The organism is Aeromicrobium sp. Leaf272 (assembly GCF_001422865.1).
In the GTDB taxonomy this organism is placed as follows: domain Bacteria; phylum Actinomycetota; class Actinomycetes; order Propionibacteriales; family Nocardioidaceae; genus Aeromicrobium.
In genome coordinates this window covers 639,545-652,638 of sequence record NZ_LMMY01000009.1, presented here as the reverse complement: position 1 = coordinate 652,638, position 13,094 = coordinate 639,545, and the positions used below count along the sequence as shown (strand labels likewise).

At 71.8% G+C, this 13,094-nt stretch carries 12 protein-coding genes and 2 pseudogenes; 11 read left to right on the top strand and 3 right to left on the bottom strand.

Going from position 1 to position 13,094, the window contains the following annotated elements; translation table 11 throughout:
* The first annotated feature begins 223 nt into the window (after positions 1-223).
* On the top strand, positions 224-664 hold the full coding sequence (locus tag ASF38_RS04790; RefSeq protein WP_056574024.1) for a GNAT family N-acetyltransferase: 441 nt from the start codon (positions 224-226) through the stop codon (positions 662-664).
* Between the two features lie 9 nt (positions 665-673).
* Here ASF38_RS04790 and ASF38_RS04785 read toward each other — a convergent pair whose 3' ends face one another.
* The gene (locus tag ASF38_RS04785; protein ID WP_056574022.1) at positions 674-1,993 is read right to left on the bottom strand and encodes an ATP-dependent 6-phosphofructokinase; all 1,320 of its coding nucleotides are present in this window, start codon (positions 1,991-1,993) and stop codon (positions 674-676) included.
* Positions 1,994-2,179: 186 nt separating this feature from the next.
* Between ASF38_RS04785 and ASF38_RS04780 the strand changes: the two genes are divergently transcribed.
* From ASF38_RS04780 to ASF38_RS04770, 3 genes are all read left to right on the top strand, one after another.
* A complete protein-coding gene (locus ASF38_RS04780; protein WP_055962575.1) occupies positions 2,180-2,836 on the top strand; it encodes an SIMPL domain-containing protein in 657 nt (218 codons plus the stop codon).
* A 106-nt stretch (positions 2,837-2,942) separates the two neighbouring features.
* A complete protein-coding gene (locus ASF38_RS04775) occupies positions 2,943-4,226 on the top strand; it encodes an alpha/beta hydrolase (RefSeq protein ID WP_055962578.1) in 1,284 nt (427 codons plus the stop codon).
* 39 nt (positions 4,227-4,265) lie between these two features.
* On the top strand, positions 4,266-4,643 hold the full coding sequence (locus ASF38_RS04770; protein ID WP_056556775.1) for a hypothetical protein: 378 nt from the start codon (positions 4,266-4,268) through the stop codon (positions 4,641-4,643).
* A gap of 18 nt (positions 4,644-4,661) precedes the next feature.
* On the opposite strand, the pseudogene ASF38_RS04765 reads toward ASF38_RS04770, so the two are convergent.
* A pseudogene (locus ASF38_RS04765) lies at positions 4,662-5,020 on the bottom strand (VOC family protein); the annotation flags it as partial.
* Positions 5,021-5,055: 35 nt separating this feature from the next.
* On the bottom strand, positions 5,056-6,870 hold the full coding sequence (locus ASF38_RS04760) for a DUF3352 domain-containing protein (RefSeq protein WP_056574015.1): 1,815 nt from the start codon (positions 6,868-6,870) through the stop codon (positions 5,056-5,058).
* Between the two features lie 166 nt (positions 6,871-7,036).
* Here ASF38_RS04760 and ASF38_RS04755 point away from each other — a divergent pair, with 166 nt between their 5' ends.
* The 7 genes and pseudogenes from ASF38_RS04755 to ASF38_RS18860 form a co-directional block, all read left to right on the top strand.
* The gene (locus ASF38_RS04755; RefSeq protein ID WP_235493072.1) at positions 7,037-7,633 is read left to right on the top strand and encodes a TetR/AcrR family transcriptional regulator; all 597 of its coding nucleotides are present in this window, start codon (positions 7,037-7,039) and stop codon (positions 7,631-7,633) included.
* Position 7,634: 1 nt separating this feature from the next.
* Positions 7,635-8,465 carry a TIGR03084 family metal-binding protein gene (locus ASF38_RS04750; RefSeq protein ID WP_056574013.1) on the top strand — a complete coding sequence of 277 codons (831 nt, stop codon included), beginning with the start codon at positions 7,635-7,637 and terminating at the stop codon, positions 8,463-8,465.
* Complete coding sequence (locus tag ASF38_RS04745; protein WP_056574010.1) at positions 8,462-10,228, top strand: acyclic terpene utilization AtuA family protein; 1,767 nt, start codon at positions 8,462-8,464, stop codon at positions 10,226-10,228. Before ASF38_RS04750 ends, ASF38_RS04745 begins: the two co-directional genes overlap by 4 nt.
* Positions 10,225-11,379 (top strand): acyl-CoA dehydrogenase family protein, encoded by a 1,155-nt coding sequence (locus tag ASF38_RS04740; RefSeq protein WP_082480377.1) that lies wholly within the window; start codon positions 10,225-10,227, stop codon positions 11,377-11,379. The genes ASF38_RS04745 and ASF38_RS04740 overlap by 4 nt, the downstream gene beginning before the upstream one ends.
* Before the next feature lie 64 nt (positions 11,380-11,443).
* Positions 11,444-11,732 (top strand): annotated as a pseudogene (locus ASF38_RS18865) (carboxyl transferase domain-containing protein); the annotation flags it as partial.
* Positions 11,733-11,734: 2 nt separating this feature from the next.
* Positions 11,735-12,893 (top strand): acyl-CoA carboxylase subunit beta (locus tag ASF38_RS04735; RefSeq protein WP_235497401.1); only part of this gene is annotated, 1,159 nt, incomplete at its 5' end.
* A 29-nt stretch (positions 12,894-12,922) separates the two neighbouring features.
* Positions 12,923-13,094, top strand: a 172-nt coding sequence (locus ASF38_RS18860) for a biotin carboxylase N-terminal domain-containing protein (protein ID WP_235497431.1), incomplete at its 3' end; no start/stop codon positions are given.

The window sequence follows — 13,094 nt, the reverse complement described above, 5'->3', positions numbered from 1 at the left end:
GTCGCGGAACTGGTACGACGTCGTCTGGTAGATCGGCAGGGCCCGCGCACCGGTGGTGGGGTCGGGCGTCTGGCCTGCGTGGATCTGCTTGGTCTCGAACGACCACTGATCGCTCATGGGATCTCCTGAGGTGGGGCGCGGGGTGTCGATGGACCTCCACGGTGACAGGTCCTCCAAGGGATGAGAAGAGGTCTCACCATCCGGACCGTGCGACGATCGGGGCATGGAGCTGCGCCCCGCCGTCCCCGGCGACGAGGGTCTGCTGGCCTCGGTCGAGCAGGCGGCGAACACCGACGCCCTGGCCCACGTGTTCGACGGCCCGTACCCGTGGACCGAAGTGCGCGACCGCTGGGTCGAGGTGCTCACCGACCCTGCCGTGCGCGCATGGCTCGTGGTGGTCGACCAGGTGGCGGTGGGCTACCTGGCGCACGACGCGACCACGCTGCGCCACATCGGCGTCGTGGCCCGCCACCGCGGCACCGGCCTGGCCGCCGAGGTGCTCGCGTCGGTGCCGGAGTCGGTGGACCGGCTCTGGGTCCTGGAGGCCAACACCCGAGCCCGCCGCTTCTACGAGCGGCACGGCTGGCGCCCCGACGGCCGATCGCAGCCCTGCGAGTTCGAGCCGTTCCCCACGGAGATCGGCTACAGCCGCGCACCGCACTGAGTCGTCGACTCAGCGCATGTCGAAGGGCTGGGCGGTGGACTCGAGCACGCTCAGCCACAGGTCGCCGTCGGGCGAGACGTGGTGGGGGCGGTGCGTCACGTAGGGGATGGGCACGTGCACGAACCGGTGCCGACGTCGCCCGACGACCATGTCGGTGCGACCGGCCATCGCCGCGTGCACGGCGGTCTGCGCCAGGCGCGAGCAGTAGACCGAGTCGGCCGGCTCGGCTGGGACGGAACGGATGAAGTAGCCGGGGTCGAAGTAGCGGAACAGCACCTCGGCGCCCCGCGACGAGAAGTCGTCGGTGATCCGCTCGCGCAGCAGACGACCGATGTCGGCCAGGCGGGCGTTGCCCGAGGCGTCGGTCTCGTCGTGGCTGGGCAGGTGCTCCTGGCCGGCACCCTCGGCCACCACCAGCACGGCATGACCCTGGGCCTGCACCTTGCGCCGCACGTGCTCGAGCAGCCCGTTGTCACCCTCGAGCTCGAACGGCACCTCGGGGATGAGGACGAAGTCGGCGTCGTGGCCGGCGAGAGCCGAGTAGCAGGCGATGAAGCCGGCGTGACGGCCCATCACCTTCACCAGGCCGACGCCGTTGAGCGAGGCCTCGGCCTCGATCTTGGCGGCCTTGATCGACTGCGCGGCCCGCGAGTAGGCGGTCTGGAATCCGAAGCTCTGGCCGATGTGCGGGATGTCGTTGTCGATCGTCTTGGGGACCCCGACGACCGCGATCTGCGCGCCGCGCGCGAGGGCCTCCTCGGCGATGCGGTGGGCGCCGCGCATCGAGCCGTCGCCGCCGATGACGAACAGGATGTCGATGTCGCGCAGCTGGAGCGTGTCGACGACGGTCTTCACGTCCTGCGCACCGCGCGACGAGCCAAGCACCGTGCCGCCACGCTCGTGGATGTTGGCGACGAAGCCGGGCGTCAGCTGCACCGGCTCGAGCAGGTTCTCGGGCACGAGGCCGGCGTAGCCGTTGCGGAAGCCGATCACGTCGTTGACGCCGTAGTGCTCGTGCAGCTCCATGACGAGGGCCCGGATCACGTCGTTCAGCCCGGGGCACAGGCCACCGCAGGTGACGATGCCGACCCGCACGGTGGCGGGGTCGAAGAAGAGCTTGTCCCGGGGGCCGCCGGTCTCGAAGGAGGGCAGCTCCTCGAGCGGGAGGCCGCGTTGCTGGATCAACGAGATGGTGTCGTCGAAGAGGATCCGGTCGTCCTCGCCCACGTAGTACTCGTTGGTCGCGCGCCCACCCACGTACTGGGCGAGGGGAGAAGGAACGGTGGTCGGGCCGAGGGTTCGGACCTGCAGCTCGGCGAGGGTCACCATGGCTCCATCCTAGGGTGAGGGAACCCTCGGGTTCGCCAGCGCGGCCCCCGTGAGGACGGGCCGATCGCCTTGTGCGACGCGGCCTGCGTCAGAGTTCCAGTGGTCGTGCCTCTTTCGAAGGAGAAGGCCGCCGTCCGGTCTCGGCGAAAGGACGCGCAGGCACCACCAGAACGGCACGATGGGGGAATGGGTGTGCAGATCACGGTCCGAGGCTCCGCCGAGGGGCGATTCCCGGCCGAGCGCGCCCTCGTGCGGCTCGAGGTCGTGGTCGAGGGCGCCGAGCGTCAGGACGTGCGCGACCGCGCCGTGGCGCTGCAGGAGCCGTTGCGCTCCCAGCTCGCCGAGCTCGTGAGCCTCGGTGCCGTGCGGACGTGGTCGAGCGACCAGGTGCGGGTGTTCAGCCGGCACCCGTGGGTCGACGACCGTCGCTCCGACGACCTGGTGCACAGCGCCCAGGTGCAGGTGCTCGCCGAGTTCGTCGACTTCGAGCGGCTCAGCGGCTTCGTCGACCACTGGTCGGGCCAGGCCGGGGTCGAGGTCCAGGGCCTCGAGTGGGACCTCGGGGTCAAGAGCCGACGGGTCCACGAGGCCGAGGTGCGCAAGGCGGCGGTCGACGACGCCGTCACCAAGGCCCAGTCCTACGCCGACGCAGTGAGACGGGGCCGGGTGACCGCGCTCGAGCTGGCCGACCCCGGCATGCTCGACCGGCCCGGTGATCCCGGGCACGGCGAGCCCCGTGCCTTCGCCTTGGCCTCGGCCGACGCAGGCGGTGCCACCCTCGACCTCGTGCCGGCCGACATCGTGATCCGCGTGGAGGTCGACGCCCGCTTCCAGGCGGAGTGATCTCCCCGCTCGGCTCGGCGTGCACCTACGCTGACCTGCGCAAACATCCCGTCCGGGTGTGACGGGGCTCCTGGCCCCGAAGCCATACCGGGAGTACGGTGGAGGCATGTCCCTGCGTTCGTTGGCACGTCGCCTGCGCGACCTGCTCCTGCCCGGCGGCTCGTCGTCGACCGCTGACGAGACCACCCGGACCCGTCCGCTGCCACCGGTCGTGGCGGTCGCCGAACGAGCGAGGAACGTGCTTCCGCTCGGCTCCCGTCCCATGCGCGTGGTCTACGACGAGGCCGTGGTGCACGAGTCGGTCAGCCTCAAGAGCCGGTTCCTGGGCCGCACCGCACGGCTCGTCTTCAAGCCGCTCCTGCGGCTGGCACCGCTCAACGACCGCACCCTCACCACCCTGCGCTCCCTCGACCGGCTGTCGGCCCGCGGCCCGCGCTCGCGCTACGTGGAGCCGGTCTCGTTCGAGCTGGGTGGCGTGCACGTGGAGTCCATGACGCACCGCTACGGGCCCGAGAGCGAGATGACCGTGCTCTACCTGCACGGCGGCGGGTTCTTCTCGTGTGGGATCGAGACCCACCGACGGATCTGCGAGCGGCTCGCGCTCTACACCGGCGCCACGGTGATCTCCGTCGAGTACGTGCAGCTGCCCGAGGGGTCGGTGGCCGACTCGGTGAACGACGCCATCACCGCCTACGAGGCGCTCGTGGAGATGAGCGACCGCCCCGACAAGATCGTCGTCGCGGGCGACTCCGCCGGCGGCTACCTGACCATGAAGATCGCCGAGCTGGCCCACCGCCGCGGTCTGCCGGCTCCCGCGGCGTTGCTCACCTTCTCGCCGCTGCTGAGCCTCGACCCCGACCGCATCGACAAGGAGGGCGTCGCCCGGGTCTCGCGCGTGCGCGACGCCTACCTGCCGGTCGGGCGCGTGGCGCTCATCCGCAAGCGTTGGGTCCCCGAGGGCGCGGTCATCGAGGGCGAGGTGTCGCCGCTCGACGCCGTCGAGCACATCAGCTCGCCGAGCTTCTTCGTGGCCGTCGAGGACGAGATGCTGCGGCCCGAGGTGGAGGCCATGGCGCTCATGCTCGCCGAGCGCGGCGTCGAGGTCGAGACGCACCTGTGGCGCGGCCAGGTGCACGCGTTCCCGGTCCTGGCGGACACCCTGCCGGAGAGCCGGCAGGCCCTGCGGCTCGCCGCCGACTTCGCCCGGCGTGCGGTCGGGGAGGCCTCGACCACCGAGCACGAGGCCGATCCGACCCAGCACGACGACCCGCAGCACGAGGAGTCCATCTCCGGCGAGGTCGTCGAGGAGCAGTCGGCACCGCAGGACGACGTGATCGAGGGTGAGCTCGTGGGGGAGGGTCGGCGTCGCTGGTTCTTCCAGGCCGGCTGACGGGTCGTCGTGGGGCACCACGTCTGGGACGATGGCGCCGTGAGACCCCGATGGCTGCAGGCGGCGATCATGCTGCTGCCGCTCGTGTCGCTGGCGCGGGGCATCGACCTGCTGAGCCTCGTGGTGCTGCTGGCCGTGGCGGCCTATCTCGGCACCCGCCGGCAGGCGTCGTGGACCGACGCGGTGGGCCGCGCGATCGACCTCTCCCTGGCGGGGCTCGTCGTCGTGGCGCTGGTCGTCCTGACGATCAACGTGCTGCCGCGTGACCTGCACGAGGCCGTCACGGTGACGTTGACCGGCGCGTGGGCCGCGACGGTGGTGGTGTGCGCGGGTCTCGCCCTCACCACGGCGGACCGTCCGCGCTGGACCCCGCTCCTGCACCGCGTGACCGTGCTGAAGGACCGACCCGGCACCTAGGACACGCGCCGAGGAAGCTCAGTCCTCGTCGCGCGCGGCATTCTCCGCCTCCGAGCGCAGGATGCAGAACTCGTTGCCCTCCGGGTCGGCCAGCACCACCCAGCCCGTCCCGGGGCCGTACTTGCCCCGCAGGTCGGCGACCTGGGTCGCGCCGATCGAGACCAGCCGGGCGACCTCGTCGGCCTGCGTCCCCGACCGGGGTCGCAGGTCGAGGTGGATCCGGTTCTTCACGGCCTTGGCCTCGGGCACCTCGATGAACAGCAGGTGGTGGCCTGATCCCGGGTCGAGGATCATGCACTCCTCGTGGCCGGGCTCGTTGGGGTCGCCCTCGACGTCGACGTAGCCGAGGACCTGCTTCCAGAACTCGCTGAGCGCATNCCCCCGTCTCCTGTCCAGCCCGTGCGTGCCGGTGCTACTTCTTCTCGGTGAACGCGACGGCGAGCGAGAAGCCGCGGTACCCGTCGTCGGGGCGCGTGCCGCTGATGCCGACCGCCTCGATGTTGCGCAGGCCCGTGAACACCTCGTCCTCGGCCAGGTCGGGCTCGGCGTTCTCGACGGTGTCGAGGATGGTGCTCACGTCGACGAACAGGCCGCCGCCCTTCGCGTCCTCGTCGATGACCGAGGAGAACCGGTCGGAGCCGCCGAGGCCACCGTCCTTCACGAGCGACTCGGCGACCTCGGGCGACGTGGCCAGCGAGACCGCGTCGTCGCCGTCGGCCGTGGCGATCTCGACGCCGGCCAGCTTCTGGACGGTCGCCACGAGGCGCCCGGCCAGGTCGGAGGCCTTGGCCTCGTCGCCCTCCATGACCAGCCCGGTGCTCACCTCGGACGGGTCGGACGGACCCTGGGCGCTCGCGAGGGTCTCCAGACCCTCGGACCCGACGTACACGGTGAACGCGTCACCGAGCAGGGTCACGAGGTCCTCGGGCAGCGTCACGTCGAGCGTCTGCTCGATCTCGGCCAGCGTGTCCTCGACGTCGGGGGCCTGCGAGCCGCCGAGGCCGCCGCCGGACGACTGCTGCTCGAGCTGGTCGAGGTACTCCTGCTGGTAGCCCTCGGGGTCGGCCGCATAGGCGTCCGCGTCGAACTCCACCGGCGGTCCGACCGGTCCGGCGGCGGCACCGCCGGACAGGCCGGGCACGAAGCCGAGCGCCGGGCCGAGCTCGAGCAGGTCCTGCACGCCCGACTTCAGCTCGTCCCAGTTCTCCTCCACGGCCTTGCCGCCGCCGGGGACGGTCAGACCCACCACGGTGTCCTCGGGCAGGGCGCCCAGACCGCGGATCTCGGGGACCTCGCTCGGCTCGTCGCCCTGTCGGGCGACGGCGTCGAAGTGCAGCGAGGTGGACGACGCGCTCAGCGCGAACGCCACGCTGCTCACCTCGTCGGTGATCTGGTCGAGCTCGGCCGCGTCGCCGCCGAGCTCCTCGTCGATGCCCGCCGTCTTCGCGGCCTCGACACCACTCTTCACGTCGACCCAGCCGGACATCACGCCCTGTTCGTCGAGCGCGTCCTGCGCGGCGGTGAACTGCTCGACGTCGGCGAGCGGCTTCTTCTCCGCGGCCTTCACGGCGGCGGTGGCGCTCTTCTGGGAGGGCGTGACGATCGCGTAGCCGTCGAGGAAGCCGATGCCGTAATCCTCGTCGTTGCACGCGAAGAGCTTGGCGATGCCCTTCTTCGCAGCGTCCTCGTCGCTGACCTGCACGGCGATGCGGATGACCTCCTCCTCGTCCTCGAAGTTGGAGCCGATGCCGAGGCCGATGCGCTCACCGAGCCACGGCTCGACGTCGCGGTCGTAGTCGACGTCCTTGCAGTCGCCGAGCGCGTCCTCGAGCACCAGCTTGCGCAGGTCGTCGTCCTCGTCCTCGATGCCCAGCTCCTTCGACAGGTCCGGCACGCGCTTGGCCAGGCGGAAGAGGTCCACCTTCTGGCTGGCGGACGGGTCGAGGTCGAGCCGCACGTAGGCGACGGTGTCGGCGGGCAGCACGTCGTGGGGCTGGGTGCCGCCGCCGGAGAGCTGCGTGAAGGCGTAGGCGCCGCCACCGATCGCGGCCACGGCCAGGGCACCGGCGATGCCGAACCCGATCTTCTTGCCGGCGCCGCCGGACCCGGCTGCCGCGCCCTCGGTCCCGGTCGCCGCGGGCTGCACGACGGTGGCGTCGGCGGCACCGTCCCCAGGCGGTGTGGGCTGCGCCGTGGGCTGGGGGCTGGTGGGGGTGTCGTCGCTCATGGGGGTCCTCCAGGGGGATGTGTGCCGTCGAAGGCTATCGACGGCGCGCCGCCCGGGTCCTGGGCCCTTGGACCTGTTCCTGGGCGTGCGTCCCAGGACTGCGTCACACCCGAGGAACTAACAAACAGACTTGACTGTTTGTTGTGGTGCGGCGCAGGATGTCCTGGTGACCACGACCCGCACCCCGCAGGCCGAGCGGACCGCCGCCATGCGGCTTCGGCTCATGGAGGCCACGGTCGACTCGCTCGTGGAGCTCGGCTGGGCCGGCACCTCGACGACGGTCGTCTCCCAGCGCGCCGGGGTGAGCCGGGGTGCGCAGCTGCACCACTTCCCGAGCAAGCAGGCCCTCGTGGTCGGCGCCGTGGAGCACCTGACCGAGCGCCGCCGGCACGCCATGGCCGACGCGGTGCGTGCCCTGCCCGACGTCGGCCGCACCCGGGCCGTGCTCGACGTGCTGGCCGAGCAGTTCACGTCGCCGGTGTTCTTCGCCGCACTCGAGCTGTGGGTGGCCGCCCGCACCGACGCCGAGCTGCGCGGAGCCGTCGGCCCGCTGGAGCGCCGCGTCGGCCGCGAGACCCACGCCTACGCCGTCGACCTGCTCGGCGTCGACGAGGACCGCGGCAGCAACCGGGCCCTCGTCCAGGCCACGCTCGACCTGCTGCGCGGCCTCGGCCTCGCCGGGACCCTCACCGACGACAGCCGACGTCGAGCCGCCGTGCTCGACGCCTGGGCCGTCACCCTCGACGCCGGACTGGAGCGCTGACATGCCGCCGACCGAACCCGACGACCGGCTCGCCGCCGTCCTGACCGACCTCGCGGCCGAGAGCGACCAGCTCGACGGCTGGGTCGCCGACCTGCCGGTCCAGGAGTGGGGCGCCGTCACCACGCCCGAGGGATGGACGGTGGCGCACCAGGTGGGACACCTGGCCTGGACGGACCAGGCCTCGCTCGCGGCCCTCACCGACCCCGAGGCCTTCGGTGCGGGGATGAAGGCTGCGGCCGAGAACCCCAGCGGCTTCGTCGACGACGGCGCGAACAGCTGGGCCGCCAAGCCCGTCCCGACGCTGATCGACGAGTGGCGCGACGGTCGGCGCCGTCTGGCCGAGGCACTGCGCGCCGTGCCCGCCGGCGAGAAGGTGCCGTGGTTCGGCCCGCCCATGAGCCCCACGTCGATGGCCACGGCTCGCGTGATGGAGACGTGGGCCCACGCGCACGACGTGGCCGAGGCGCTCGGCGTCGACGTCCCGCGCACCGACCGCGTGCGTCACGTGTGCCACATCGGCGTGCGCACCCGCGGCTTCGCCCACCTGATGCGGGGCGAGGAGCTGCCGACGTCGGACGTGCGGGTGGAGCTGGTCGCGCCCGGCGGCGACACGTGGACCTGGGGTCCCGAGGACGCCGAGCAGCGGGTGACCGGCGACGCGTGGGACTTCGCGCTGCTCGCCACCCGTCGTCGGCACCGTGACGACGTGGACGTGCGTGCCGAGGGCGCGGACGCCGACCACTGGCTCGACATCGTGCAGGCGTTCGCCGGGCTGCCCGGCAACGACCCCCGACCTCTGGCCGAGCGGGGCAGCGACGGCGGGGACGCATGACCCTCGACCGGCCGGCCCGGATCGGCAACTGCTCCGGCTACTACGGCGACCGGCTGTCCGCCTTCCGCGAGATGCTCGAGGGAGGCGACCTGGACTACCTCACCGGCGACTACCTGGCCGAGCTGACGATGCTGATCCTCGGCAAGGACCAGATGAAGGACCCGTCCACCGGGTACGCCAAGACCTTCGTGCGCCAGCTCGAGGACGGTCTCGCGCTCGCGCTCGAGAAGGGCGTCAAGGTCGTCACGAACGCCGGCGGGCTCAACCCGGCGGGGCTCGCCGAGCGGATCCGCGAGATCGCGACGGCCCAGGGGCTCGACGTGCACGTGGCCCACGTGGAGGGCGATGACCTCAAGGCCCGCGCGGCCGAGCTGGACCTGCCCGGTGACGCGCTCACCGTCAACGCCTACCTCGGTGCGTTCGGCATCGCCGCCGCGCTCGAGGCCGGTGCCGACGTCGTGGTCACCGGTCGCGTCACCGACGCCTCGGTGGTGATGGGCCCGGCGATCCACGCCCACGGGTGGGGCCGCGACGACCTCGACGCCCTCGCGGGCGCGCTCGTGGCGGGTCACGTCATCGAGTGCGGCACGCAGGCCACGGGTGGCAACTTCAGCGGGTTCCGCAGCCTCGACACGTCCGCGCCGCTGGGGTTCCCGATCGCCGAGGTCGCCGCCGACGGCAGCAGCGTCGTCACCAAGCACGCCGGCGTCGAGGGGCGGGGGGTCGAGGGGCGCGAGGTCGGTGGTGCGGTCACCGTCGACACCGTCACCGCCCAGCTGGTCTACGAGATCCAGGGCCCGGCGTACCTCAACCCCGACGTCGTCGCGCACCTCGACACCGTCGAGCTGACGCAGGACGGCCCCGACCGCGTGCGCATCGCGGGCGTGCGCGGCACGCCCCCGCCGGCCACCACCAAGGTCTGCCTCAACCTGATCGGTGGCTTCCGCAACAGCGTGGAGCTGCTGCTCACCGGGCTCGACATCGAGGCGAAGGCCGCCTGGGTGCGCCGCCAGGTCACCGACGCGCTGCAGTCCGACCCGCCCGACGCGCTGGTGTGGACGCTCGACCGCACCGACGTGTTCGACCCGCCCACCCAGGCCGCGGCCACCTCGTTGCTGCGCTGCGTGGCCAAGAGCACCCGGCCCGAGCCGGTGGGTCGCACGTTCAGCGACGCGTTCGTGAACGTGGCCCTGGCGTCGTACCCCGGCTTCACCCTGACCGCCCCGCCCGGCCGCGGCGCGCCCTTCGGCGTCTACCGCCCGGCCTACGTGCCGCAGTCCGAGGTGCCCCACGTGGTCGTGCACCCGGACGGGACGCGTGAGGAGATCGCCCCGCCGACCGGCACGGCCGATCCCGAGCAGGGCTCGTCCACCCGACCCGCTCCGGCGCCCGACCTCGGCGACACCCGCGCCGTCCCGCTCGGCGAGCTCGTGCACGCGCGCTCGGGTGACAAGGGTGGCGACGCGAACGTCGGGCTGTGGGTCCCCGCGGAGCACCCCCGACGTGACGACGCCGTGGCGTGGCTGCTCGGCGTCGTGAACCCCGGTTGGGTCCAGGCGATGCTGCCCGAGGCCGCCGACCTCGACGTCGACGTGCACCCGCTGCCCAACCTCGGCGGCGTGAACATCGTGATCCACGGGTTGCTGGGGGAGGGCGTGTCGTCGTCGACCCGGCTCGACCCCCAGGCGAAGGCCCTCGGCGAGTGGCTGCGCGCCCGCGTGACCGCCGTCCCCTTGACCCTCCTCGAAGGAGCCCGACCATGACGGACCTGTGGACGACCCCGGAGCGCCAGGCGCTGCGCACGGCCGTCGAGCAGTTCACCCGGCGCGAGATCGTGCCGCACCTGCCCCAGTGGGAGGACGACGGGCAGCTCCCGCGCGAGCTGCACGCCGCCACCGCGAAGGCCGGCTTCCTCGCGGTCGGCTACGCCGAGGAGGTCGGTGGCGCGGGCGGCGACTCGTTCGACGCGTGCATCGTCACCGAGGCCATGCTGGCCGCGGGCGGCTCGACCGGTCTGCAGGCCAGCCTGTTCACCCACTCCATCGCGGTGCCGCACATCATCGACGCCGGTGACCCAGCGCTGATCGACGCCTACGTCCGGCCGACGCTGGCCGGGGAGAAGATCGGCTCGCTCGGGGTGACCGAGCCGAGCGGCGGGTCCGACGTCGCGAACATCCGCACCCGCGCCGTGCGCGACGGCGACCACTACGTCGTCAACGGCGCCAAGACGTTCATCACGTCGGGCGTCCGGGCCGACTTCGTCACCACCGCGGTCCGCACCGGTGGTGAGGGGCACGCCGGGATCTCGCTGCTCGTCATCGACAAGGACACGCCCGGCTTCACCGTGAGCAAGAGCCTGCGGAAGATGGGCTGGCACTGCTCCGACACCGCCGAGCTGGCCTTCGAGGACGTGCGCGTCCCCGTCGAGAACCTGGTCGGCGAGGAGAACGGCGGCTTCTACCTCGTCATGCAGCAGTTCGTGGGCGAGCGGCTCGGGCTGGCCGTGCAGGCGTACGGCACGGCGCAGCGCGCGCTCGACCTCGCCGTGGCGTACGCCCGTGAGCGCGACACGTTCGGCAAGCCGCTCATCGCCCGTCAGGTGATCCGCCACAAGCTCGTCGAGATGCACGCCCGCACCGCGGCCGCGCGTGCTCTCACCCGGCAGGCGCTCGAGCGCTCGCTCGAGACGCCGAAGACCGACCCGTCGCTCATCCTCGACGCCGTCACCGCCAAGAACGTCTCGGTGGCCGCCGTCGAGCACGTGGTGCACGAGGCCGTGCAGATCTTCGGCGGCATGGGCTACATGCGTGAGTCCGAGATCGACCGCCACTACCGCGACGCCCGCATCCTCGGCATCGGCGGCGGCGCCACCGAGGTCATGAAGGACCTGTCCGCGAAGCTCCTGGGCTACTGAGAGGCCTGCTGTGAAGACCACGATCGACCCGACGACGGCGACGTTCGCCGACAACCGCGCCCAGATGCTGGAGCGTGTCGCCGACCTGGGCGAGCAGCACGCCAAGGCGCTCGCCGGCGGCGGGGAGAAGTACGTCGAGCGCCACCACACCCGTGGCAAGCTCACCGCCCGCGAGCGGATCGAGCTGCTGCTCGACGCCGACACCCCGTTCCTCGAGCTGGGCGCTCTCGCCGGCTGGGGCACCGACTTCACCGTCGGCGGCTCGATCGTCACCGGCATCGGCGTCGTCGAGGGCGTCGAGTGCATGATCGTCGCCAACGACCCGACCGTGAAGGGCGGTTCGTCGAACCCGGNNCCTGCCGACGCAGAAGGACATCTTCATCCCTGGTGGCGCGAGCTTCCGCAACATCACCCGCGCCAGCGAGGACCGGCGGCCCACCGTGGCCCTCGTGTTCGGCAACTCGACCGCCGGTGGCGCCTACATCCCCGGCATGAGCGACTACGTGGTCATGGTCGACGGTGGAGCGAAGGTGTTCCTCGGCGGTCCGCCGCTGGTGAAGATGGCCACGGGCGAGGAGTCCGACGACGAGTCCCTCGGCGGTGCCTCGATGCACGCGAAGACGTCGGGGCTGGCCGACTACCTGGCCGTCGACGAGCACGACGCGATCCGCCTCGGCCGCCAGATCGTGCGGCGGCTCAACTGGCGCAAGAAGGGCTCGGACCCCCGCACCGACTACGCCGAGCCCGTGCTCGACGCCGAGGAGCTGCTGGGCATCGTGCCGACCGACCTCAAGGTCCCGTTCGACCCGCGCGAGGTCATCGCCCGCCTCGTCGACGGAAGCGAGTTCGACGAGTTCAAGCCGCTGTACGGCTCGAGCCTGGTCACCGGGTACGCGCAGCTGCACGGCTACCCGATCGGCATCCTGGCCAACGCCCAGGGCGTGCTCTTCAGCGCCGAGGCGCAGAAGGCCGCGCAGTTCATCCAGCTGGCCAACCAGACCGACACGCCGCTGCTCTTCCTGCACAACACCACCGGCTACATGGTGGGTGCGGAGTACGAGCAGGGCGGCATCATCAAGCACGGCGCGCAGATGATCAACGCCGTCTCCAACTCCAAGGTCCCGCACCTGTCGGTCGTCATGGGGGCCTCGTACGGCGCCGGCCACTACGGCATGAGCGGCCGCGCCTACGACCCGCGGTTCATGTTCAGCTGGGTCGGTGCGAAGTCGGCCGTCATGGGTCCGGCGCAGCTGGCCGGCGTCATGGAGATCGTGGCGCGCCAGTCGGCCGAGTCCAAGGGTCAGGTGTTCGACGCCGAGGGGTTCCAGGGTGTCAAGGACTACGTCGAGCAGCAGATCGAGGAGCAGTCCCTCGCCTACTTCACGTCGGGCATGGGCTACGACGACGGCGTGATCGATCCCCGCGACACCCGCGCGATCCTCGGCATCTGCCTGTCCGCGATCCACACCGCACCCGTCGAGGGCGCCCGCGGCTACGGGGTGTTCAGGCTTTGAGCACGAGCGAGCAGCACAGGAGTCCTTCCATGATCCGTTCCGTCCTGGTGGCCAACCGAGGGGAGATCGCGCGCCGGGTGTTCCGCACCTGCCGTGACCTCGGCATCCGCACCGTCGCCGTGCACTCCGACGCCGACGCCTCCGCGCCGTTCGTGGCCGAGGCCGACGTGGCGGTGCACCTGGTGGGCAACAGCCCGACGG